Raw genomic sequence first — 22,403 nt, forward strand, 5'->3', positions numbered from 1 at the left:
CCGCGTCGCCCGCCCTGCGGCATTCCACGAGCACTGGTCAGACTGGAGACGCCGCCGTCAGGCCGCCGCCCGCAAATCGCATTACGCCCGCCGAATCAGAGATCACGAGGCGCTGTTGTAGTACTAGTTCCAGATAACCCGGCGGGTTGCTGGCCGGGGCGGAGGTTAGTGGACGCCGAGGGCGGCGCCGAGGGCGGCGATCGCCTTCGGCACTGTGGTGGCTGCCTTGCCGGTGATCTGTCCCTGGGACTGGTGCTTGTCGTAGGCCTGAACGAGCTGGGTGAACTGCTTCTGGGTCTGCTGGGCGCCCGGGCCGGGCGGGCCGAACAGCAGGGGCTGCAGGTGGCTGAACAGGTCCTGGCCGGCCTGCTGGGTGACCTGGCCGTCAGCGACGCCGGCCTGCAGGTTACCGACCAGCGCGGCGGCCGCCGTGGCGGTCGGGGGGAGGGCTGGGGCGGTGGCCGTTTGTGCCGGGGTGCGGGTGGGAGCGGCTGACTCAGGCGGCCGGCTCACCGGGGCGCGGGTCGAGGCGGCCGGGCGGGTGGCTGCGGGGGCGGGAGTCGAGGCGGCGGGGCGGGTGGCTGCGTGGGTGCGGGTCGGGGTGGCCGGGCGGGTGGCTGCGTGGGTGCGGGCGGTCGTTCCGGCAGCGGCCGGGGCAGGCCCGGCGGGCCTGGTGCTGCCGGGGCCGGCCAGGAGCACCGCTACCAGAGCGGCCAGCGCCGCGGTGAGCGCTGCCGTCAGCAGGGTTTCGGGCCGCCGCAGCCGCTGCCGGCTGCCCTGAGTCCTGGCGGGGGTGGCTGGGGGCAGGGCCGTGCCGCCCTGGGCCGGGACGGCGAGCGGTCCGGCGCGGGCCGCCGCCGCGCTGGCCGGGCGGGCGGCGGGGGCCTTGGCCAGCAGCCGGGCGGTTAGCTGGTCCAAACTGGCGGGCAGCCCAGGGCGGCGCGCCGACGGCGGGCCGGGATCGTCGTATACCTGCCGGTAGGCCAGCGCGAGCTGGGATTCGGCGGTGAACGGCGGGCTGCCGGTGAGCATCTCGAACAGCACGCAGCCGAGGGAGTAAAGGTCGGACGCCGGCCCGGCCGGATGCCCGGCCGCCTGCTCCGGGGACAGGTAGGCGGGGGTGCCCAGCACCGTCCCGGTCGCGGTCCTGGCCGCAGTGCCGTCGGCCCGGGCGATGCCGAAGTCGAGGATCTTCACCTCCCCGCCGGCCAGCATGATGTTGACCGGCTTGATGTCGCGGTGCACCAGCCCGGCGGCGTGCGCCGCCTCCAGGCCCTCGCACACCCCCGCGGCGATCGCGACCGCCTGCCCGGCCGGCAGCGGGCCGGCGTCGTCCAGCACCTGGCGCAGGGTGCGGCCGGTGACCAGTTCCATCACCAGGAACGGCGTGCCGCGGTCGATCCCGGAGTCGAAGACGGTCACCAGCCGGGGGTGGCTGACCGAGGCCGCGTGCCGGGCCTCGCGCTCGAACCTGTCGGCGAACCCCGGGTCGGCGGCGAACTGCTGGCTGAGCACCTTGACGGCGACCTCGCGGCCGAGCACCTGATCGTGCGCCCGCCACACGGTCGCCATCCCGCCGGTGCCCAGCACCTCGGCCAGCACGTACCGGCCGCCGAGGACCCGGCTGCCTGTCACCGCCATGACCCGCCCACCTGCTGCATCCACTGAACGCACACCCTTCGTCGCGGATCGTATTCGGGAGGCGATCAAAACCATCCCACGTGGCAAATACGTGGTCAAGCGACTTGGCGAAGGGTTGCGAAATATCCCATTTGCTCAGGTAAACCTCTATGGCGTTGCGCAGTGGACGACGGGACTCATAATCTGCTGGTAGCCGTAGAGCGGTGCCGAAATGCGTGTTCTGCGTCCGCAACGCGCTCGTGGATCGGTCGGCTTGACAACTGCCTAATCGGCGCGGACTCGCGGCGCAGTGGCCAGCGAACTCGATCACCGCGTGTGATGGCCACGGTGCCAGCCTTGTGACCGCCACTGGGGAGATTCTGGCGGCCGCCCACAATGAATACCGGTGCGCAGAGTCGTTATGCGCGGCTCGGTTGATTGCACGCTCTTGTGTTCATACCTGTGAGTGAAGCCTGACGTGTGGCTCGGGCAACTGGCATGGGTTGCCGGACGTGGGATTGCTGATTTGCGCCGCGGGGACAGGTCTGCCGGTGCCCTTGACGGGCGTCGTCGTGATTGCTGAGCAGGCCTGAGGGCCAACACAGAAGCAACGCAAGCCCGGGTGCGGGGCAAGATCAAGTGAAAAGCGGAAGGTCGGCGGTTCGACCCCGCCCCTGACCACCACCACGACGACCTCCCGGATGCTCAGTCGACCCTCTCACCTGCGCTGGCACCCGGGGCGCGGGCACCAAAGTGAACGGAGCGCTCCTACCTGCATCCGCCGGTGATCGCAAGCGTGCAATCTGGGGTTTGTGCAGTCAATGCCGGGCTGGTCCGGGGATGCCTGAGTCCGCTCCCTGTCCCTGACAGGCGCCGGGTTCTGCGAGCGGGGCGGCGGGTCATAGGGGCGCGCAGCGGCGCCGCAGGCGCCCTTGACCCGGCCGCCCGCGGAGCGGATCATGCCCGGTGGCGGGGGCAGGGAGTCCCTTGGTGCGGGGGCCGGTTCAGCGGTTCAGGCTGGTGGCCTTTCTGTGCGGGTGATCGGCCGTGGCGGCAGGGGGCGGGGCGGGGAGCAGCCAGCCTTACCTAGGTCCGCGGGGCGCGGGTGCCCCGGCGACATGATGATTGATTGGGTATCCCCGCCTGCGGGGATGCGGCCGCTCAGTCTAATCAGGCCGTCCGCCGGGCCCCTTGGCAAGGGCCGGCGGCGGCTGACAGCGGTTCGGCGGGAGCTGGCCGCGGTGGTCCCCATCGGGTGAATGCGGCTGCGGTGTGCCCGGCCGGGCCGGCGCGGTCACGGCTGGTCGCCATGGCGTGGAGGGGCTCAGGCGGCGGCGAGCGCGTCGTTGCCGAGCTCAGCCAGGATGTGGCAGCCCTGCCGGAGGATCTTGCGGGCCTCGGACAGGGCGGCGCGCTTGCCGTTACAGCGGTCTTTGACCTGGGCGTAGTAGCGGTGGTCCGGGGCCGAGGCCCGGGCGTGGGTCTTGCCGGCCTCGTAGAGGGCCCAGCGCAGTACCGGCGGTCCCTGCCGGGACAGCCGCCCGGGCGGCCCCTTGCGGTCGGAGGAGCGGACGGTGATGTCCAGCCCGGCGAAGCGGACCGCCTGGCGGGAGGAGGAGAACCGGCCTTCCCCGGCCAGCCAGCACGTCATCGCCAGCGCGGTGACCGGCCCGACCCCGTACAGCCGCTCGGACAGGACCTTGGCGCCGGCCAGGTGCCGGGCCGCGTCCAGCAGCTGGTGCCGCAGCTCGTGCAGCAGGGTCTCCAGGACGGCGGTCATCTCCAGGGCAGCGGCGACCTGCAGCTGCCCGGCAGGGGACAGGCAGGCGGCCGCGGCCGCCCGCAGCCCGGCCAGGCCCTGCTCGCTGGGCAGCGCGCCCCCGCCCAGGGCCGGGGCGCTCTGGTGGAACAAGACCGCGTGAATACGCTGCGCCCAGGCGGTGTGCTCGGCCCGCAGGTCATGGTAGGTCTCCAGCAGGGCCCGGCATTCCAGGATGCGGGCCGGCGGGATCCAGCACTCCGGCAGCCGGCCCTCAGCCAGCAGCGTCCGCAGGTGCCGGCAGTCGGTCCTGTCGGTCTTCGCGTGCCGCTTGCGGCCGCGCGCGAAGGCGGTGTCGGCCGGCTCGGCCAGGTGCGCCGCGACGCCGGCCGCGGCCAGCTCCTCCGCGACGTACCGCCACCCGGTGCACCCCTCGACCGCGAACGCGGCGTCATCGCGGCCGGCGAACCGCGCCAGCCAGGCCCGCAGGTGCTCCCGGTCAGCCGGGCAGACCTGGCCGAGCTGCACCTGCCCGGTCCCGGTATCGAGGTAGTCGAAAGTGATCTGCTTCCGGTGGATATCCAGCCCGCCTACGATGGGCATCGGGACCTCCTCAAGCTCCGGAGGGGCGCGGGCACACGCCCCCATGCGAATTGCCTACGCGGTCCATAGTGACGCGCGCCTGAGCTGGGGAGGTCTCCCGCACCCGGGCCGCCAACCTCAAGCTCAGCCCGGCCCGATGCATGTCATCTAATCGGCGCGGACTCGCGGCGCAGTGGCCAGCGAACTCGATCACCGCGTGTGATGGCCACGGTGCCAGCCTTGTGACCGCCACTGGGGAGATTCTGGCGGCCGCCCACAATGAATACCGGTGCGCAGAGTCGTTATGCGCGGCTCGGTTGATTGCACGCTCTTGTGTTCATACCTGTGAGTGAAGCCTGACGTGTGGCTCGGGCAACTGGCATGGGTTGCCGGACGTGGGATTGCTGATTTGCGCCGCGGGGACAGGTCTGCCGGTGCCCTTGACGGGCGTCGTCGTGATTGCTGAGCAGGCCTGAGGGCCAACACAGAAGCAACGCAAGCCCGGGTGCGGGGCAAGATCAAGTGAAAAGCGGAAGGTCGGCGGTTCGACCCCGCCCCTGACCACCACCACGACGACCTCCCGGATGCTCAGTCGACCCTCTCACCTGCGCTGGCACCCGGGGCGCGGGCACCAAAGTGAACGGAGCGCTCCAAATGCCAGCATCATCGCACCCGCAGACAGCGCCCTGGCGCATCGACTTCGTGTCTGTCCTTGCAGAAGTGCCAGCGGACTGGGACAGGGAACAGGTCATCGAGGCCGCCGAACGGGCGCTCCGCGGCGCGTCGTCGCCGGGGCTGCAGTTCCTGAAAGACCTCACCGTCCAGGACGCTGAGCCTGCGGACGGCGACGACGAGGATGCCGAGTACGGCGGCGAGGCATGACCACCGTCTACGCGTCCGCGCAGCCTCGGCGGGCAGCGCTGTGCACACGGGTATCGGCCACCGGCCAGCACACCAGCGGCAGTCGGCCGGGGTACGCGCCTGGGCTGGCTCTTCCACCCGATCCAGTCCAGTTCGTCGGACCTTGCACCCCGGCGTTCACTCGCGATGCGTGATCAATCCTAATCTGGGGCCGCCGCCCAGTCCCGCCGTTCGGCACCCTGAGAGGTGATCCGTTTTGGCTTGGGCTCACCGCACATAACTGGTATTCAAGAGCTCAACAGGAGCTGGCCCAGGGACATCGGGCAGCCGTTCGGGATAGCGATTTCTACTCCGCGGCGACCAGGCGCCAGCTCTTGCCGTTCCAGAGGCCGGACAGGCCGGTGCCGTTCGCCAGCCCGGCGGGGCCCGCGTGGCCGACCGCGACGCAGTCCGTCGCGGAAAGGCAGGTCACGTCCTGGAACAAGCTGGCCTTGCCCCTGCCCGGCGCAGGGACTCCGGTCACCTTCCAAGCCTTGCCGTTCCAGGTCACGGCGGCCGCCGTAGTCACCCCCTTCGGGTACGACTCGATGGTCCCCACCGCGACGCACCGGTTCACGACCGCGCAGGGGACACCGTAAAGGTGCGAGCCGCTCATTCCTCCCCCCGGCAACGGTACGGCGACGTCCCGCCAGCTCGTGCCGTTCAGGATCACGCTGAAGCTCACGGTCGCCGTGGCGAACATCGCGGAGCCGACCGCTACGCAGCTGCCCGCCGACCGGCATGACACGCCGGTCAGCACGGCGCCTATGTCCGCGGGCAGGGCCGGCCCTTTCCTTATCGACCAGACCTTGCCGTTCCAAGACTCGATCACCGCCACCGGCCTGGGACGCGTTGCGCTGACTGCCACGCAGCGGGCCCGGGACACACACGAAACCGCGTCAAGTCCGCTGATCGCCAAGCCGCCGCCGGATGCGGGCGGGCTGGTCTGGGTCCACCGCTTCCCGTCCCAGATCTCGGCCAGCGGGGCGGCGAGGCCGCCGCTCGTGGACGAGCCCACGGCCACGCAGTTTGCCGCCGACGTGCATGACACCCCGGACAGCGAGGCGTCCGCAGCGCCGGGCGCGGGCAGTTGCGCTGGCGTCCACGCCTTGCCGTTCCAGGTGTCGCCGAGCGCGAACTCCTTGCCTGTGCCCTTGCCGGAGAACCAGCCGACCGCGACGCAGCGAGCGGCGGACTCGCAGGAGACGCCGCGAAGGATGCCTGCGGTCGCCCCCCGCGGCAGCTTCACGCCGACCGTCCGCCACGTCGTGCCGTTCCACGTCTCGGCCAGCGGGCCGCCCGCACCCTTGAGCGCGTTGTGATCGATGCCGACGGCGAGGCAGTTCCTGGGCGTCACGCAGGATACGCCCAGCAACTCGCGGGCGGCCGGCGGCGCAGCGGCTGTCCCGGCCGACGCCGGCAGGACACCCGTCACGGCGGCACCGAGCACGGTCACCACAGCGATCAGCGCTGACGCCATTGCTCTATGGTTCAATTCTTCTCCCCGGGTCCGGGTCGTCCGCATGGCGCGCCGGAACGTACAATCTGTGCGCTAAGCGCACCATATGCCCACGGCCGCCAAGGACAGAGTCGATCCGCGTGCGTGTTTTCGGTGCACTTGCGGCTATCTGTCACGCTGGGTTGATCGAGGCTGGCGGCTGGGGTACCCCGGTTCGGGACGTGTGGCGGGCAGACGGCCTGAACGCATCGTCGCCTGCGCATGCTGGCCGCTGCCGGTGTCCGCGACCATGGTGACATCGCCTTGCGGGTACCGGGAAACGGGCGCTTCCGATGAGTATCTGGCGGGAAACCCCGGGCCGGCAGGTGGCAAGGGCCGGTCGTGCTGGTTCATGCTGGTCGGGACGACATCGCTGCGGAGGGAGAGTGTCCATGGAGGTCCGGCCAGGCCGTTACACGGCAGACATCGAGGGCGATTTCGTTGTCTTCTTGATCGGGATGCGCTTCAACCATCCGCTGCGGCTCCGCAAGTGGCTGCCGGTCGCGACGGCCATGCCCAAGATGCTGAAGGTGCTGAGCCGGCATCCCGAACTGGGCTGCCTGGGCTTCCAGCAGTGGTTCGGGCGGACGACCCTGCTGGTCCAGTACTGGCGCGACTTCGATTCCCTCGACAAGTTCGCCCGGGATAAGGACCTGCCACACCTGGAGCCGTGGCGGCAGTTCAACCGTGCCGCCAGGGACTCGGGCGAGGTCGGGATCTGGCACGAGACGTTCCGTGTCCGCGCCGGGGAGTACGAGGCCGTCTACGGCAACATGCCGGTCTTCGGCCTGGCGGCCGCCGGCGCACACGTGCCCGCCGCCCGCAAGGGCAACACGGCAGCGGCACGCATCGGCGCCAGCACCACCGATGAGCCTGCCGTCGCGCCCTACTGACCGCTATATCGCGACACGGCAACCGCTGACACCGGGCGTGCCGGCCGGCGATCCCTCCTCGACAACCCCTATCGACGTCACCGCCGCGCGCACTCCCGCCGTTCGGCGCGCCTTAAGCGCTCATCCCTGCGATTGCTAAGGCCGCGCATAGCTGAGGATTCTGGGCTGGGCTGGGCGTCTGGAAGGTGAGGGAGTGCCGTCACCGATGGCTTGCTGAGTGTGACCGGCAGTGTCACAGGCTTCGCAGTACGCGGCTGCGGTCTGCCTGCGCGCGGAGCGACACGTCGGCGTCGAAGGCGATCGCGTCGTACTCGTGCGGCACGCCGGGATGCATGTGCAACTCGACGGGCACGCCTGCCTGGCTGAGGGTGAGTGCGTAGCGGAGGGCCTCGTCGCGGAAGACGTCGAGCTGGCCGACCTCGATGTAGGCCGGGGGCAGGGAGCGCGCGTCCTTCAGTCGCGCCGGCGCGGCCGCGGGGTCGACGTCGCGGTTTTCGTGTCCCGCTCCGAGCAGGGCGTCCCAGCCCGTCGCGTTGTCGCCATACGACCAGCCGGCGAACGGGGCGATGAAGGGGTCGGGTGCCGTGGTGCGATCGTCGAGCATCGGGTAGAGAAGCAACTGGCCGGCTATTGCCGGGCCTTGCCGGTCGCGGCTCACGATCGCGACGCCCGCTGCCAGCCCGCCGCCCGCGCTGTCGCCCATCACCGCGATGCGGCCCGGGTCGATGCCGAGCTCTGCCGCGTGGCCCGCCAGCCAGGCTAGCCCGGCATAGGCGTCCTCGACCGGCACCGGGTGCGGGTGCTCGGGCGCCAGCCGGTACTGCACGGACAGCATCGGCACGCCGGTCCGGGCCACGTAGCGCGACACGGGCCCGTCGAAGATCGGCACCGAGCCCAGGATCATCCCGCCGCCGTGCAGGTAAAGCACGGCGGCGCCGACGTCACTTGACGGCAGCCTGTACCACCGGGCCAGCAGCGTGGCGCCGTCTGCCGCGGTGACTTGATGGTCGGTGATCTCGACGTCCTGAGCGGGCGGCTGCGCCTGGTTGTTGAAGTAGTCCAGCATCGCATCGAGGGCCACGCGCCGGGCCTGCACGTCGCCGGCCGGCCACGCCGGAGGCGGCCCGTTCTCCTCAAGTGCGGCCTGCAGGACCGCGGCCACCTCAGCATCCAGGGTGAACGTCAATTCGGGGCTCCTGCTAGTCGTTGGGGGGCGGCGGCAGCAGCTCGGTCTTGAACTGCGGGGCGAGCCTGGTCGAGGTTGCGATGAACGCCGCCTGCTCGTCCAGGCTGAGCGGCGGCGGCGCTTGCGTCCGGGTGGCGACCCGCTGGCCGACCAGGGTGAAGAACTCTTCCTGGCCGGCGGGTGCGCACATGCACAGCAGCCGTGATGGCGTGCCGGTGGCGTTGGTGAAGGAGTGCGGCGCGTTGGCCGGCACGTTTATCGTCTGCCCGGCCCGGGCGGTGATGGTCTGCCCGCGGAACGTCACCCGCACTTCTCCGTCAAGGACGGTGAACATCTCCTCGAAGTCGTGCCGGTGCGGAGGCGGCCCGCCGCCGGGCGGGACGTGCATGTCGATGAGGGTGTACTTGCCGGCGGTGTCCTGGCCGGTCACGAGGATCGTGTACGTGTCGCCGACGAGCCCGATGTGCGGCAGGCCCTGATCCTCGTCCGGCCGCGCGACGGTGAGCCCGCGTGACAGGTCGTCGGGCGGGACCGGATCCGGCTGTTCCGGCATGGTTCCTCCTTGCGGTGAGCTGTTCGGCTCGTGCTAAAGCGGAGCATTTCGTCCGTTTAACTCTAGCACGGGGCGCGTGCCAGGGTCCGGTGGGGGTTAAATGAAGTCATGCTCGCGGATGGTAACTCGCGCGAACCGCGCAGTGACGCGGCCCGCAACCACCAGGCCCTCGTCCAAGCGGCCACTGCGGCAGTCCACCGCGAGGGCCCTCGCGTCCCCATGGCCACGATCGCTGCCGACGCGGGAGTCGGCATCGGCACCCTCTACCGCCACTTCCCCACCCGCGAGGACCTGCTCGGCTACCTCACCCATGCGTCCTTCGAGCAGGTGCTCGCCAACGCCAGGGCCGCCGAGAGCAAGGCCGCGACCGCCGCTGAGGCGCTCCGGCAGTTCATCGAGGCGGCAATCAGCCAGCGCAACGAGCTCGTGCTGCCGCTCCACGGCGGACCGCCCCCGGCCTGGCAGAGGACCCGCGTCCTGCGAGAGCAGGTCCACCAGACCGTCCAGCAGATCATCGACCGGGGGCGCGCTGACGGCACCATCGCCCGGGACGTGACCCCGCACGACATCGTCGCGTTCGGCGCGATGCTCGCCCAGCCGCGCCGGTCCGACCCAGACTGGGATGCGACATGCCGCCGGCTGCTCGCCACTTACCTGGCGGGCCTGGGCCCCGCCCTCAGGTGAGGGATCTTTCCCTGACCTCCCCTGGCCGAGGGCGTCCACCACCCGTGCCCTTGCACGCGTCAAGCGTGCTGACCCAGGCCAGTAGCTCGCTGGCGGCCCGGGTCTCCCCTTCTTTTCGGCCTTCCGAGCAGGCGCGCCGAAACAAACGATCTGCGTGCAGCCGCTCGCCAGGCCGGAACGGAATCAAAGCGCTCGTAATCGGCGTTATGCGCTCTTTTAAGAACATTCCTTACCGGTGCAAAGCGGGCGATGCACCACCTCGACCGCGGCCATAGCGCAGTCGGCAGGGGGTTGTGCACGCCGGCTGGTCTCTAGGCCCAGGCGAGGGCTGTGTTCCTGTCGAGGCGGGGCAGGCGGTCGAACCAGGGCGCCGCGCCGGGGTGGCCGATGTTGACCACGAGGTGCGTCTTCCAGCTTGTGCCTGCGAAGAATTCGGCGTCGATGCCGGGGCCGTCGAACCCGGCCATCGGGCCGGCCGCGAGTCCGTGGGCGCGAACGGCGAGCAGGAACACGCCGGTCTGGATGGCGGCACTGTACTTGGCGATCCCCTCGAGGGCCTCGCCCGGCATGCCGGAAAACCGGTCGCGGTACATCTCGCCGCGCTCGGGGAAGACGGTCGGGAAGTGCTGGTGGAACTCGGCGTCGTAGGCGAGCACGGCGACGGCCGGGGCGGTGAGCGTCTTGTCGCGGTTGCCCTCGGCCATGTGCGCACCGAGGCGCTCGCGGCCCTCTGCCGTGCGCACGAAGAGCACGCGCAGGGGCTGGCTGTTGGCCATGGACGGTGACCAGCGGGCCAGGTCCCAGATGCCGGCGAGCTCCCGGTCGGTCACCGGGACGTCTGCGAAGGCGTTGGCGGTGCGGGCCTCGGTGAACAGCAGCGTGCGGCCGGTGTCGTCGAGGGTGCCCAGCGTGGCGGGTCCGGCGGTCGTGGTCATCAGTTTCTCCCGGGTCGTCGAGTGCTTGCAGATTCGATGCTACTTCGAATTTAGAAGACACATGCAAATCCAAAGCGGGTAAGATGAGTCACATGACCATGTCGCCGGAGGCCGCCGCCGCCCTCGGGCACGAGCCGCGCGCCTGCGACGCCGCCCTCTCCCGGGCATTCGAGTTCCTCGGCAAGCGCTGGAACGGCGTCCTTTTGGGCACGTTGATCCAGGGACCGGCAGGCTTCGCCGAGCTCAAGCGCGGCCTGGGCATCAGCGACTCGGTGCTGTCGGACCGGCTCGTCGAGCTCACCCGCGCCGGCCTGGTCGAGCGCACGGTCGACACGGGCCCCCCGGTTGCCGTCTCCTATACCCTTACCGTCAACGGCCAAGCGATCCTCCCGGCGCTGCGGGCCCTCACGACCTGGGCACAGGAAAACCTCCCCGCCGAGCGGTGCGCGGGCGCCGACGAACGTCACAGGCGCCCTTCGCAGACATTATCGAACGGCCTGTCTCGCGTCGGGATGACGGCCCAGCGCCGGCCCGGTCGGCTACCGACCGACGCAGGGCTGTCAGCGTGAGCGCAGACGTTGATCGTGGCGGTGCCGCTCACGCCGTTCATCAGCTCCAGGTGCAGCCACCCGGCAGTCGCCGCCTTAGGCATCCACCGGAACCCGCGCGCCAACCGGCAGCGGACGGCCCGGGACCGGCTTCTTACAGCGACAGTTGCGGGGGGATATCCGCCGTTCGGCACGCCTGCGCTGATTGTCTTGGCCGTCCGCGGTCGCGCATATAGCAGGGCGAGCTGCGCGCGGTTGTCCGCGGCGGACTGCTCGCCTACCTGATGATGCGGTAGTCGACGAGCAGGTAGCCAGCCGGCGAGGTGGTGCTTCGGATCGGCTCAAGGCGGATCGCTGGCAAGCCGTCGAGGAGCCTGCGCCCGCTGCCCGCGATCACCGGCGCGATCACCAGCCTGAGCTCGTCGACGACGCCCGCGGCAAGCAGTGCCTGGGTGACCGAGATGCTTGCGTGCACTCCGATGTCGGCTCCGGGCTGGTTCCTCAGGTCCCTCACGAACCCGGCCAGGTCGCCGTCGATCGCAGTCGCATTGGCCCACTTCCGGTCGAGCGGCGCGGAGGTGGTGACGTACTTCGCGACCCCGTTGATGAACGTCGCGAACGGCTCGATGCCGCTGCCGGGCCAGAACTCGGCCCACTCGCGGTAGCTGCGCCTGCCGAGGATGACTGCGTCCTGCGTCGCGATGACGGCGCCGAGGTTGGCATCCATCGCGTCGTCCCAGTCGGCGAAGAACCCATCGGGCCTCTCCGCGACGCCGTCGCGGGACAACAGCTCGTACGCGACGACCTTGCGCACGTTCAGCACCTCCGATTCACGTGGACCCTGCTACGTGGACCGCTCGCGCGACCAAAACTCATCGGTGAGGTCATCGTGCGTCGACTGCGATGCTGCCGCCCGGCCACCCCGATGACGGCCAGGCGCCACGCACATTTGCTGCGGTCACCATTCGTCACCAACGGGATGTGCGCGAACCGCCGATATGCTCGGCAACCTGGTTGCCGAGATGGACATCCGATGCCACGCCGAACCGGGTGATCTGCGCCCGGCGACGCTCCTGGCTTCATGGCGATGGCGCCCGCATCAGCCGATGAGTGGGCATTGCCCGTGCGTATATCTATGCGCTGGCCCGCATGCCGATAGGAACATTGGAGCAGCGCAAAGTTCTTTCGTCATTCCTGCAGCGCGCGCGACCGGGTAGCCATGCTGCAATATGTGCAGACTTGTGTCTATTGTTTGATTATGTGCACCCTATCGGGTCGCCGGATGAACTTTCATGGCATGATGAGCCGCTCAGCCTGAGCCCAATGCAAAATTACTCGAATCACGTTTGACACTCGAACATGACTGGACTTGCTGGTCGCCTATCAACACTGACCAGACCTGCCGACACAGCGGCTGCCCGTGCCTATCATCAAGCTATGTCGGATGAGGGGCGCACGCTGCTAGGGCGGTACCGGCTGATTTATCGGCTCGGCCAGGGCGGCATGGGAACGGTGTGGCTGGCCGAAGACACGCTCCTGGAGCGGTCGGTGGCGCTCAAGCAGTTTGCATACTCCTCCAGAGGAATTGAACGTAGTGAGGAGATGGTCGCGCGACTCATGGCCGAAGCGCGAGCTGCGGCCCGACTGCGGCATCCTGGGCTGGTCACCATTCACGATGTGTTGCTGCATGACGGAGATCCTTGGATCGTCATGGAGTACGTGAACGGCCGAGACCTCGGGCACGTGATCGCTGACAACGGGCGTCTGCCGTGGCCGCGTGTCGCCGAGATAGGTGCGCAGGTCGCCCAAGCGGTGGCTGCCGTCCACAGGGGCGGAATCGTGCACCGTGACGTGAAGCCGAACAATATATTGCTGACCGAAGAAGGACGCGTTGTCCTTGTTGACTTCGGCGTAGCTAAGGCTATCGACGCACCTCGTCTTACCGATTCAGGACTCGTGATAGGCACCCCGGAATTTATCGCGCCAGAGATGCTGAACGGACAAGCAGCCAGCCCAGCCACCGACATGTGGGCGCTTGGTGTCACGCTTTACATGGCTGTAGAGGGTAGGGCGCCTTTCAAGGGAGCCGAGTTCTCAGGCCTTTTGGCTGCCATACTCACTCGACCTCCCGCTCCCGCAGAGCACGCCGGTCCATTGCGGGAGTTGCTCGAAGCACTCCTATCCAAAGATCCCAACCAGCGCCCAGATGCGTCGGCTGTCCAACGGGCGCTTTCCTCGTATCACCCAGTTCGCCCCGAAGGGGCAGAAAGCGCGACTACTGCGGACGGGCAGGGTGCCGTTGTTCCTCCTGTGCCGCCTATCCCTCCAAAACGACCTCGCGCAGGGGCGTCTGCGGCGGAGCCCGACGAGCCCCATGATGACAGCTTCCTGGATGGTGTCACGACCACCGTCATGGACGTTACAGAATTCATTTCGGGAGCGGTCATCGTCGACCCCGACGTCATCACGACCCGTGCAGAGTTCATGCAAGCGCTTCAGGCCGTCAAACACCGCGCGGACTTGTCTGCTACAGAAGTAGCCACAATTATCGGGGTTCCTGTGAGCGTAGCTCACGGCATGCCCGATAAGGCAGCAACCCAGGGTTTCTCATGGCTACTCAGTGTCAGGACCAATCTCCGGCGACCTGCGATCGCGCAGCTCCGTACGATCCGGCCCACGACCTTCTAAGCAGCGGATCACTCCCATGAGACGCGAGCGGCCGCTGCGTGCTCCTCGATTAGCTTTCGCGGCGGTCGAAGTTCCTCCCTCATCAGTACTGAACGTCCGTCCAGAATCGCCAGGTCCGGGTACGACATGAGTTTCGGGGCGACCCGGATCTCCCAGGTGCCAGGGTCGATGGCGATTAGATGCTTGTCGAACAGTACGTGCAGGTCGCGGCGAAGCAGCAGTCCCGCTTTGACATCATGCTCAGCAAGCTTGCTGTAGGGCACCAAATGCGCTGCTTCCAGGGCCGCGGCTGGCTGCCTGCCAGTGAAAGCGCAAGCCTCGCCGTGACGTGCAAGCAAAGCCTCACGGAACCGTTGCTGACCGATGCGATTCTTGCGCATTCCCACCTTATGACCTCCGGCGATCCTTTCATCTTCGTTTACCTTGGCATCCCACCACGCCGCGCCAATCCCCAATTTCTCTTCTAGGAGCGGACGCAATAGCGAGACATCAAGTTCCCTAATAGCATTCCGCTTGGAGCGAGCGACAAAGGCAGGCTCCAGCGCGATGACGGGAAAGTATCGATCGGCCAGTTCGAAGGTGCGGGAATAATTCGCCGTGTACGTCTCTACGTCCAGAATTTCTTCGACAGGGGCATCGAAGGCCGTATGGCAGCCAGAGCACCAGTAGGCAGGCTGTTTCGTAGCCCTCTCCTTGATATCGGTCTCTTTGCAGGACGGGCACCGGTACCTGATCTTCTCCTGCGCCGAGACCTCGATACTGTCGATCCACCCCGCGCCGAAAACATAATCACTATCCTGTATTACAACAAGATCGCCTACCTTCACTTGGCGGCTGTTCTTCACTTTGTTGTCATACACATAGAATTCTGCAGGCTCGTCAGGGTAGTGCAGTATGCCATTACCCGTCTTAGTGAGTGTCTTAAAGCCCCAAGCCTTGAACGTCGGCACATCAGATGCTTCATCGTCTTCGCCTGCGTCGGGCCCCGGCCAGCCGCCCACGAGCGCCATGAGTCGCACCCACTGATCCGGCGTAACGCGATGGGCAGTGCCGCCCTGAGCACGTGATACGGGCAACTCGCGGATGACAGAGTCAGCAAGCGCGGACTCGTACCACAGGGGATCAGATGGCTTGATCGCATAGCGCACACGGACTCGCGGACCAGCTGCCGTGCCTTCAGGTTCGATCCAGTACGTGGGATCGTCGTCATGGATTTCAGGATCCGTGAGCACCTCGCCGAAAGCGATAATGCCGCGGCGATCGTCGGAACCCTTGAGCCCATTCCAACCTGGTTAGGCGCCGTGGAGTTGCAATGCGTGGATGGCCTTGGCGAGTTTCCCGGCGCGCCAGGGGCAGCAGCGGAGCTTCGCGAGGATCTTCCATACCTTGAGCTGGGCGTTCGCTCGTTCGCCGGGGGCGCGGAGCCTGGCGTGGGCCCGGTTGGCTTCTTTCTGGGATTCCGGTTTGTTCCGGCCCTTGTACGGGACCTTTGCCCAGGTGGAGCCCTGATATCCCTTGTCCGCGAGGGTGACCAGCCCGGCTTTCTCTAGCTCGTTCAGCACGCCCCATATCCACTCGGCCTTCTTGTCGTGGACCGAGCCGGGCAGCGCACCGGAGACCCACAGGACCTCGCCGTCAGGACTGGCGATGACCTGCAGGTTCATGCCGTGCTTTTTGTGCTTGCCGGAGTAGAACGGCTTGTCCGCGGCGACCCGGTCTATCGGGATGAGGGTTCCGTCGAGGATGACGTAGGCGTGACCTGCCCTTTTGGCGTCCCGGACCGCTTTCCTCAGTTTCGGGGCGCGGGCCGCGAGCAGTTCCACGGTCTCGTTGACGTACCGCCAGGCCGTGGTCCTGCCGACCCCGAACCCGGCCGCGAGGTGCTCGAACGTCTCGCCTTTGCGCAGGTGAGCGAGCACGAGCAGGGCCTGCTGCCCAGGGCTGAGCTTCCGCCACCGCGACCCGACGGCCTTCAGGTGCCGGCGGATCAGCCCGGCCGCGTAGTTCAGGGTCCGGGACGACAACGGCAGCGCGGCACGGTAGAACAGCATGTGAAGCCCCTGGGGGTGATGAGTCGTTCTTGGTCGATTGCCTCATCTACCAGGGGCTTCGCCGTGTCCGCCGGCGAACCGTGACCCTGTGGCCACAGTGCCGTCGCCGCGAGACGACAACGTTATCATCACTCAAAGTGATTCATTGTTTACAAGCAAGTTGGAATGGGCTCCTTGTACTTCCAGATCGCAACGCGGTCGCCCGCGTGGAGATCACGGCCGCCGGTAGTCCACCAGTCCTCATCGAGATTGCGGACCGCCTCAACTACCCGGTACCGATCAGGATGAGCGGCCAGCGTCCAGAACTGCCTGTGGGATACGGTGGCGCCTGCATCACTCCCGGCCTGGTACTGGGTCATCGCCAGGTCCCAGTCAACAATTTGAAGCCCCTGTTGGGCGAGGTCGACCGCGACTCCTGGGATCTCCGCCACCAGTGCGTACGCAAAACGGTCCACGCCGGGAACGCGACTAGCCCGGCCGTCGCTGGCCAGAGCATGCCAGAGGCGCTCGACCATGCGCCGCCTCACTGGCCTCCGGCATTCAGCGCTGAAGGCGAGCTGGCGGGTTTGACGGTATTCCGGTAGGCGTGAGCTTGAGTTTTAACAAGCGGAGGGTCTACGGATGGCGCACCTTATGGGTGCGGGGCGATCCGGTGTCACGAGAGAGAGAAGGGACGGCCGCGAAGCGGCCGTCCCTTCCTGGCTTTACAAGCGAAGAGCGCCCTGTGCCTGGGAGATTACGGGTCACCACAACCATGCAATCGTCAAGCCTGGAGCGCTCTTCGCCATGCAGCTTAACGGGTGGGACCATGCCCTGAAGGTCACCGCGGACGGGAAGGGGCTCGTCGGCCACGCCGGCGCGATCCTGCTCCGCAAGGCTGCCGACCAGCTCGGCCTTACCGCCGGACTGTCCGCAGCCCTGCTGAAGAAGGGCACGTCGCCGCTGCTGGACCGGGGGACGGTGCTCGCGTCGCTGGCCGTCGCGATCGCGCTGGGCGCCACGTCCATGAGCGACATCGCCCTGCTCGCGCACCTGTCCCCGGTCTTGGGGGCCGCCCCGAGCGGGCCGACGGTCCGCCGTGCCCTCGACCTGGCCGGGTCCCCGCGGATGCTGGACCGGGTCGCCCGGGCGAGGGCGAAGGCCAGGGAGCATGCCTGGAAGCTGATCGAGGAGACGCCGGCCGGGTTCCCCTGGCTCGCCGTCGCCGGCAAGGCGCTCACGGGCTGGCTGGTCATCGACATGGACGCGACCCTCGTCACCGCCAGCTCCGACAAGGAAGGAGCAGCGCCCACGTGGAAGATGGGATACGGCTTCCACCCGCTCGCGGCCTGGTGCGCGAACACCCGCGAGTGCCTGAGCATGCTGCTGCGGCCCGGCAACGCGGGGTCAAACACGTTCACCGACCACAAGGAGGTGCTGGCGGCGGCCCTGAGAGGCGTACCGGCCCGGTTCAGGCGCAGGACCCTGGTCCGCGTCGACGGGGCCGGCGCCAGCCACGATCTCATCGGCCACCTGCTGTCCCTCTCCTCTCCGAGGAGGAAGGTGCTGTTCACCTGCGGCTGGACCATCATGCCCGCCGACGAGGACGCTATTCGGCAGCTCCCCGCCGCCGCGTGGAAGCCGGGGATCACGCAGGACGGCGAGGCAGAGCAGGACAAGGACGTCGCGGAGATCACCGGCCTGACGGCCCGCGCCGGGAACTGGCCAGACGGGCTCCGCTGGATCGCCCGGAGGGTGAAGCCCTCCCGCCGTCACCTGCGCAACCTCACCGACTACGAGAGAAAGACCGGCTGGAAGTACTCCATCACCTGCACGAACATCCCCGACGACGGCATCAGCGGCGTCCCCGGCAGCCACCACGCCCAGTACATCGACGTCCTGCACCGCGAGCACGCCGTCGTCGAAACCAGCGGCGTCCGCACCGCCAAGGCCATGGGACTGCGGAACCTGCCCTCCAAGACCTGGCAGGTCAACGCCGGCTGGGTCCTGGCCGCGAACATCGCCGCCGACCTCACGGCATGGGCCCGCCTCCTCGGACTGCACGACAGCGAGCTCCGCGACGCGACCCCGGACACCCTCCGCTACCGGATCTGGCACCTGCCAGCCCGCCTGGCCCGCCACGCCCGGCAGCGCACCCTCGCCATCAGCACCGACTGGCCATGGAAAGACGCATTCCTCGCCTGCTGGCAGCGGCTCTGCGCCCTGCCAGCACCCGCCTGACCAGCACGAGCAACCCCAGCGACAGGAAGGAGGACCACCCCCGGCGCGGTCGGAGCCGGTGCGCACCCGGGCACACCGGGCGCACCACGTACCGCCCGCCCCCAGGACAAACAGACATGAAGTCGAAAAACAGGCTCCAGCACGATCAGTAACCAGACCTCAAACCGCCTGAACGATTGAGGCTGGTGCGCCTTGGCCATCATCCGTGCGCGCTTCGGCGGATGCACGGATGATTGCGTTGGGCCGCACCTCGAGAATGCGGTTAGGGACGCCCCAATCAATGGTCGCGATGGTTCGGCCAGTCGCTATCGCCTCACGGCAGACGGCTTGAATCTGGCTCCACACATTGTCAGCACTTCGCACTGGATGCGTCCTGCCGGGTGGCTGCGGAAAGGAGAGCGGTCCCTGTGAACCTGCGGCTGTCATGCGAGAAAAGGTACAAGCTACCACTGACAGCGCATGCCGTGACAGCAGCAGATGCCCCATCCGACAGCAACGGTGACAGCAACAGCAGCAACCACCGATTTACGCCAACGATCGGCAGCAGCGCATAGCGCTCGTCTCTGATCTGCGGAAGCTAACCTTGCCCCCTGTTAGACGCCATTCACGGTGAGCACCGCCGGGCTCGGTTGCGTCATTGACGGTGAGCATAGGGGTTTTCGCGGCGTTCGGGTTGCGGGTGGCTGGTGTGCGACGACACCTTGAGCATGTCGGAACGGGGTCGGCCCTCCCCGTTATCTTTTGGCGAAGCTCGGGGAGGGCCGTGAGGGTGCGCGGAGGCACCAGTGCTCACGGTAGGCAACAACACGGCCGGCGTCGAGGAGTTGCTCGGTAACGGCCTGCTTTCGTGTCCGGGTTGCGGGGGCCGGCTGGGCGGGTGGGGTCATGCGGCCCGCCGGCCGGTGTTCACGGCCGGGCGGATCCCGGTGGCGGTGCGGCCGCGCAGAGCGCGGTGCGCGTCGTGCGGGGTCACGCACGTGCTGCTTCCGGCGTGGCTGCTGGCGCGGCGGTGCGACGGGACGGCGGTGATCGGGGACATGCTGGCGCGGGCGGCGCGGGGCCAGGGGTTCCGGGGGATCGCGGCGGCGTCCGGGGTGCCGGAGGGCACGGTGCGGGCCAGGCTGCGCCGGTTCCGCGGGTCGGCGGCCCGGGTCCGGGAGTTCTTCACCCGGCTGGCCGGGGTCCTGGCGGTGGATCCGGTGCCGCTGGACCCGGCGGGCGGCGTGCTGGCTGATGCGGTGGTGGCGGCCGCCGCTGCGGCGGCCGCGGCCCGGGGCCGCTGGCCGGGGATGGTCACGGTGTCGGGGTGGGAGCTGGCGGCGGTGCTCACGGCGGGGTCGCTCCTGTCCCCGGTTGTCCGTTTCACCCGCGTCCGTGACGTCCTGCGGGCGTCTGCCCTGGCCTGACGGTTCAACGCGACCTCGCCCCTGCCCGGGGAGCGTGCCTTCCTGTCACTGTCGTCGGGCCCGCGATGGCGGGCGCGAGAGAAGGGACAGGGCGTGACGACTGCGGACGAGGCGGATAAGAAGGCGAGGCTGGAGCGGGCCCGGGAGGCGGGCCTGTTCCGGTACTCGCTGGTGCAGGAGCTCGCCGGGGCGGGCATCACCGCGGCGGAGCGGGGCCGGCGGGCCAGGGAGCTGGCCGGCCGTGTCCATGACGGCCCGGGCGGGCAGCCGGTGCGGGTGTCGCGGGGGACGCTGGACCGCTGGCGGCGGGTCTGGGAGTCCGGCGGGTTCGACGCGCTGGTGCCGTCGCCGCGGCAGCCGGCCCCGCGGACCCCTGGCGAGGTGCTGGCCCTGGCGGAGGCGCTGAAGCGGGAGAAGCCGGAGCGGACCGCGGCGCAGGTCCGGCGGATCCTGCAGACGGCCGCGGGCTGGGCGCCGTCGGACCGGACCCTGCAGCGGCTGTTCGGGCGGCTGGAGCTGAACGCCCCGGCTCCGGGCGAGGTCCCTGACCGGGCCTTCGGCCGGTTCGAGTGCACGAGGCCGAACGAGATGTGGACCGGCGACACGCTCCACGGCCCGGTCATAGCGGGCGGGAAGTGCTACCTATCAGTTACGTGGAATCCGAGCGCGGAAGGCACTGTCGGCCGAAGGCCGTCCTCACCTGCGAGGATTCCCACGTAACACGGATTCTGTGGACTGCGACGAAGGAGCATTCCACAGAATGTTCGCGTTCATCGACGATCACTCCCGGGCCGTGATGGGCGCCCGGTGGGCCTATCACGACGACACGGTGCGGATGGCGGCGGCGTTCCGCCCCGCCCTGCAGCGGCGCGGCGTCCCGCAGGCGATCTACCTGGACAACGGCTCGCCCTTCGTCGACGCGTGGCTGCTGCGCGGCTGCGCCGTCCTCGGCATCAGGCTGATCCACTCCCGTCCCGGGAAACCAGAGGGCAGGGGCAAGATCGAGCGGTTCTTCCGCACGGTGCGGGACCAGTTCCTCGTCGAGGTCGGCGACGGGGCCGCCATCAGGGACCTGGCGGAGATGAACCGGCTGTTCCAGGCCTGGACCGAGACCGCCTACCACCAGGGCGTCCACTCCGAGACCGGTGAGGAGCCGATCGCCCGCTGGGCCAGGGCCACGCCCGCGGAGCGGGCGGTCCCGGACCCGGGCAGGCTGCGGGAGGCGTTCTTGTGGTCGGAGCGGCGCAGGGCATCGAAGACGGCCCTGGTCTCGCTGCACGGCAACTCCTACCAGGTCGACGCGTGGCTCGCCGGGCGGTATGTCGAGCTGGTCTTCGACCCGTTCGACCTGGGCCATGTCGAGGTCCGGGCCGGCGGGAAGCCCGCCGGGACCGCGGTCCCGTTCACGGTCGGCCGGTACCGTCACCCCAAGACCCGCACCCGCGGCGATGAGCAGCGCGCCGAGCCGGCCCCGACCGGGATCGACTACCTCGCCGCCCTCGGCGACAACTGGGACACCGGGCTGAAGGACCAGGTCAGCTACCGGTCCCTCATCGACGGCGGCCCCCGGGAACAGGAAGAGAAGGAGAAGGGAGAGGGCCGTGAGTGACTGCCCGGACGGAACGCTGGCGCTCGCCCGGTGCGCAGCCGAGGCGATCCGCAGCCTGAACCACGCCACCCTCGGCGAAGACGGGCTGGACCAGCCCGCCGACGCCTACGAGGTCCTCGGCGAGCTGTCCCTGGCCGCCTCCCGGCTCCCGCAGCTGCTGGGCCAGGTCGGCACCTGGCTCGCCGCGGCGCTGGCCGGCGGGCGGCTCGGCTGCGACGACGGCACCGACCCGGCCGCCGCCGTCAGCGGCGCCTGGCTGTTCATCGCCGACGCCCGCGGCAGCGCAGCCGCCCTCGCCCGCGACCTCCAACTGGCCCAGCAGCAGCTCGCCGCCGTCAACGGCAGCCCGTCACGGAAGGACCCGCGCTCATGATCGACGCCGTCATCGACAGGTTCGGCCTCACCCGGATGCCGTTCGGCCGGGACCTGCCCCCCGGCCGGCTCCACCGGCACGCCGACTGCGCCGAGGCCGCCGCCCGGATCACCTGGGCAGTCGCCTGCAGGACCATCGGCGTGATCACCGGCGAGGTCGGCACCGGCAAGACCGCCGCGATCCGCGCCGCCGTCGCCGGCCTGGACCCCGCCGGCCACAACGTCATCTACATCGGCAACCCCGCCACCGGGGTCCGCGGCATCCTCACCAGCATCGTCACCGCGCTCGGCGGACGGCCCGCCCACGGCACCGCCGCCCTGGCCATCCAGGCCTGGAACGTCCTGGCCGGCGAGGCCGCCGAACGAGGACGGACCCCGGTCCTGATCCTCGACGAGGCCCACCTGCTGGACCACGAGCAGCTGGAAGCCGTCAGGATGATGACCAACCACGAGATGGACAGCAGCACCCCGTTCGCGACGATCCTGGCCGGGCAGCCGACCCTGCGGCACAACATCAAGCTCGGCGTCCTGGCCGCCCTGGACCAGCGGATCACCGTCAGATGCCAGATGAAGGGCATGACCGGCGACGAGACCGCCAGCTACATCCGCCACCACCTGGAAGCCGCCGGCCGGACCGCCGACCTGTTCACCGACGACGCCGTCACCCAGATCCACCAGGCAGCCCGCGGCAAGCCCCGCACCGTCAACAACATCGCCGTCGCCGCCCTGATCGCGACCGCCGGCGCAGGCAAGAACCTCGTCGACCAGGCAGCCGCCAGAGCCGCCATCGCCGAGATCACCGCGACAGACTGACCATCCCCGCGACACCCTGAACACCCAGCCCCGCCCGGCTCCGCCGGGCGGGGCTCTTCACTGCGAGCACATGCTCAACCCCAATG

Annotated in this window: 21 protein-coding genes; 11 read left to right on the plus strand and 10 right to left on the minus strand. The window is 68.8% G+C overall.

Annotated elements, in window-relative coordinates:
- Positions 1-165 precede the first annotated feature (165 nt).
- Complete coding sequence (locus EAS64_RS40740; RefSeq protein ID WP_187366543.1) at positions 166-1,641, minus strand: protein kinase domain-containing protein; 1,476 nt, start codon at positions 1,639-1,641, stop codon at positions 166-168.
- Positions 1,642-2,944: 1,303 nt separating this feature from the next.
- Complete coding sequence (locus EAS64_RS40745) at positions 2,945-3,982, minus strand: transposase (protein WP_145862089.1); 1,038 nt, start codon at positions 3,980-3,982, stop codon at positions 2,945-2,947.
- A gap of 699 nt (positions 3,983-4,681) precedes the next feature.
- On the opposite strand from EAS64_RS40745, the gene EAS64_RS40750 reads away from it, so the two are divergent.
- Positions 4,682-4,843: a hypothetical protein gene (locus EAS64_RS40750; RefSeq protein ID WP_222849993.1), complete on the plus strand. Its 162-nt coding sequence runs from the start codon at positions 4,682-4,684 to the stop codon at positions 4,841-4,843.
- 325 nt (positions 4,844-5,168) lie between these two features.
- Here the strand turns inward: EAS64_RS40750 and EAS64_RS40755 are convergent, their stop codons facing one another.
- Positions 5,169-6,341 (minus strand): hypothetical protein, encoded by a 1,173-nt coding sequence (locus tag EAS64_RS40755; protein WP_145862091.1) that lies wholly within the window; start codon positions 6,339-6,341, stop codon positions 5,169-5,171.
- Between the two features lie 410 nt (positions 6,342-6,751).
- Here EAS64_RS40755 and EAS64_RS40760 point away from each other — a divergent pair, with 410 nt between their 5' ends.
- Complete coding sequence (locus tag EAS64_RS40760; protein WP_145862092.1) at positions 6,752-7,252, plus strand: DUF4188 domain-containing protein; 501 nt, start codon at positions 6,752-6,754, stop codon at positions 7,250-7,252.
- A gap of 232 nt (positions 7,253-7,484) precedes the next feature.
- Here the strand turns inward: EAS64_RS40760 and EAS64_RS40765 are convergent, their stop codons facing one another.
- The gene (locus EAS64_RS40765) at positions 7,485-8,438 is read right to left on the minus strand and encodes an alpha/beta hydrolase (RefSeq protein WP_145862093.1); all 954 of its coding nucleotides are present in this window, start codon (positions 8,436-8,438) and stop codon (positions 7,485-7,487) included.
- A gap of 13 nt (positions 8,439-8,451) precedes the next feature.
- A complete protein-coding gene (locus EAS64_RS40770; RefSeq protein WP_145862094.1) occupies positions 8,452-8,991 on the minus strand; it encodes a cupin domain-containing protein in 540 nt (179 codons plus the stop codon).
- Between the two features lie 108 nt (positions 8,992-9,099).
- Between EAS64_RS40770 and EAS64_RS40775 the strand changes: the two genes are divergently transcribed.
- Complete coding sequence (locus EAS64_RS40775) at positions 9,100-9,675, plus strand: TetR/AcrR family transcriptional regulator (RefSeq protein ID WP_145862095.1); 576 nt, start codon at positions 9,100-9,102, stop codon at positions 9,673-9,675.
- Positions 9,676-9,986: 311 nt separating this feature from the next.
- Here the strand turns inward: EAS64_RS40775 and EAS64_RS40780 are convergent, their stop codons facing one another.
- On the minus strand, positions 9,987-10,610 hold the full coding sequence (locus tag EAS64_RS40780) for a malonic semialdehyde reductase (RefSeq protein WP_145862096.1): 624 nt from the start codon (positions 10,608-10,610) through the stop codon (positions 9,987-9,989).
- Between the two features lie 92 nt (positions 10,611-10,702).
- On the opposite strand from EAS64_RS40780, the gene EAS64_RS40785 reads away from it, so the two are divergent.
- Complete coding sequence (locus EAS64_RS40785) at positions 10,703-11,179, plus strand: winged helix-turn-helix transcriptional regulator (RefSeq protein WP_222849994.1); 477 nt, start codon at positions 10,703-10,705, stop codon at positions 11,177-11,179.
- Between the two features lie 256 nt (positions 11,180-11,435).
- On the opposite strand, the gene EAS64_RS40790 is transcribed toward EAS64_RS40785, so the two are convergent.
- Positions 11,436-11,972, minus strand: coding sequence for a dihydrofolate reductase family protein (locus EAS64_RS40790; protein WP_145862097.1), 537 nt, complete (start codon positions 11,970-11,972; stop codon positions 11,436-11,438).
- A gap of 623 nt (positions 11,973-12,595) precedes the next feature.
- On the opposite strand from EAS64_RS40790, the gene EAS64_RS40795 reads away from it, so the two are divergent.
- Positions 12,596-13,846 carry a serine/threonine-protein kinase gene (locus EAS64_RS40795; protein ID WP_187366544.1) on the plus strand — a complete coding sequence of 417 codons (1,251 nt, stop codon included), beginning with the start codon at positions 12,596-12,598 and terminating at the stop codon, positions 13,844-13,846.
- Positions 13,847-13,854: 8 nt separating this feature from the next.
- Here EAS64_RS40795 and EAS64_RS40800 read toward each other — a convergent pair whose 3' ends face one another.
- The 3 genes from EAS64_RS40800 to EAS64_RS40810 form a co-directional block, all read right to left on the minus strand.
- The gene (locus EAS64_RS40800; protein WP_145862099.1) at positions 13,855-15,078 is read right to left on the minus strand and encodes an HNH endonuclease; all 1,224 of its coding nucleotides are present in this window, start codon (positions 15,076-15,078) and stop codon (positions 13,855-13,857) included.
- Positions 15,079-15,138: 60 nt separating this feature from the next.
- Positions 15,139-15,897 (minus strand): transposase family protein, encoded by a 759-nt coding sequence (locus EAS64_RS40805; RefSeq protein WP_145851078.1) that lies wholly within the window; start codon positions 15,895-15,897, stop codon positions 15,139-15,141.
- A gap of 149 nt (positions 15,898-16,046) precedes the next feature.
- Positions 16,047-16,412, minus strand: coding sequence for a hypothetical protein (locus EAS64_RS40810; RefSeq protein ID WP_145862100.1), 366 nt, complete (start codon positions 16,410-16,412; stop codon positions 16,047-16,049).
- Positions 16,413-16,683: 271 nt separating this feature from the next.
- Here EAS64_RS40810 and EAS64_RS40815 point away from each other — a divergent pair, with 271 nt between their 5' ends.
- The 6 genes from EAS64_RS40815 to EAS64_RS40840 all read left to right on the plus strand — a co-directional run bounded on the left by EAS64_RS40815 (position 16,684) and on the right by EAS64_RS40840 (position 22,317).
- The gene (locus EAS64_RS40815; RefSeq protein WP_145861536.1) at positions 16,684-18,117 is read left to right on the plus strand and encodes an IS1380 family transposase; all 1,434 of its coding nucleotides are present in this window, start codon (positions 16,684-16,686) and stop codon (positions 18,115-18,117) included.
- 785 nt (positions 18,118-18,902) lie between these two features.
- Positions 18,903-19,523, plus strand: coding sequence for a hypothetical protein (locus tag EAS64_RS47015; protein WP_187366545.1), 621 nt, complete (start codon positions 18,903-18,905; stop codon positions 19,521-19,523).
- Between the two features lie 93 nt (positions 19,524-19,616).
- Positions 19,617-20,243, plus strand: coding sequence for a helix-turn-helix domain-containing protein (locus EAS64_RS40825; protein WP_187366546.1), 627 nt, complete (start codon positions 19,617-19,619; stop codon positions 20,241-20,243).
- Positions 20,244-20,283: 40 nt separating this feature from the next.
- The gene (locus EAS64_RS40830; protein ID WP_145862102.1) at positions 20,284-21,132 is read left to right on the plus strand and encodes a DDE-type integrase/transposase/recombinase; all 849 of its coding nucleotides are present in this window, start codon (positions 20,284-20,286) and stop codon (positions 21,130-21,132) included.
- A complete protein-coding gene (locus EAS64_RS40835; protein ID WP_145862103.1) occupies positions 21,125-21,505 on the plus strand; it encodes a hypothetical protein in 381 nt (126 codons plus the stop codon). Before EAS64_RS40830 ends, EAS64_RS40835 begins: the two co-directional genes overlap by 8 nt.
- Entirely contained in the window at positions 21,502-22,317 is an 816-nt protein-coding gene (locus tag EAS64_RS40840) for an ExeA family protein (protein WP_145862104.1), read from the plus strand. Before EAS64_RS40835 ends, EAS64_RS40840 begins: the two co-directional genes overlap by 4 nt.
- The last annotated feature ends 86 nt before the right edge of the window (positions 22,318-22,403 follow it).

The sequence above is a fragment of the Trebonia kvetii genome (genome assembly GCF_007827045.1).
In the GTDB taxonomy this organism is placed as follows: domain Bacteria; phylum Actinomycetota; class Actinomycetes; order Streptosporangiales; family Streptosporangiaceae; genus Trebonia; species Trebonia kvetii.

Bases quoted from the DNA above. Each gene is read 5' to 3' on its own strand.
- EAS64_RS40815 (WP_145861536.1), top strand. From the start codon at position 16,684: ATGCAGCTTAACGGGTGGGACCATGCCCTGAAGGTCACCGCGGACGGG.
- EAS64_RS40830 (WP_145862102.1), top strand. From the start codon at position 20,284: ATGTTCGCGTTCATCGACGATCACTCCCGGGCCGTGATGGGCGCCCGG.
- EAS64_RS40780 (WP_145862096.1), bottom strand. From the start codon at position 10,610: ATGACCACGACCGCCGGACCCGCCACGCTGGGCACCCTCGACGACACC.
- EAS64_RS40740 (WP_187366543.1), bottom strand. From the start codon at position 1,641: ATGGCGGTGACAGGCAGCCGGGTCCTCGGCGGCCGGTACGTGCTGGCC.
- EAS64_RS40760 (WP_145862092.1), top strand. From the start codon at position 6,752: ATGGAGGTCCGGCCAGGCCGTTACACGGCAGACATCGAGGGCGATTTC.
- EAS64_RS40795 (WP_187366544.1), top strand. From the start codon at position 12,596: ATGTCGGATGAGGGGCGCACGCTGCTAGGGCGGTACCGGCTGATTTAT.
- EAS64_RS40775 (WP_145862095.1), top strand. From the start codon at position 9,100: ATGCTCGCGGATGGTAACTCGCGCGAACCGCGCAGTGACGCGGCCCGC.
- EAS64_RS40785 (WP_222849994.1), top strand. From the start codon at position 10,703: ATGACCATGTCGCCGGAGGCCGCCGCCGCCCTCGGGCACGAGCCGCGC.
- EAS64_RS40810 (WP_145862100.1), bottom strand. From the start codon at position 16,412: ATGGTCGAGCGCCTCTGGCATGCTCTGGCCAGCGACGGCCGGGCTAGT.
- EAS64_RS40745 (WP_145862089.1), bottom strand. From the start codon at position 3,982: ATGCCCATCGTAGGCGGGCTGGATATCCACCGGAAGCAGATCACTTTC.
- EAS64_RS40755 (WP_145862091.1), bottom strand. From the start codon at position 6,341: ATGGCGTCAGCGCTGATCGCTGTGGTGACCGTGCTCGGTGCCGCCGTG.
- EAS64_RS40770 (WP_145862094.1), bottom strand. From the start codon at position 8,991: ATGCCGGAACAGCCGGATCCGGTCCCGCCCGACGACCTGTCACGCGGG.
- EAS64_RS40840 (WP_145862104.1), top strand. From the start codon at position 21,502: ATGATCGACGCCGTCATCGACAGGTTCGGCCTCACCCGGATGCCGTTC.
- EAS64_RS40805 (WP_145851078.1), bottom strand. From the start codon at position 15,897: ATGCTGTTCTACCGTGCCGCGCTGCCGTTGTCGTCCCGGACCCTGAAC.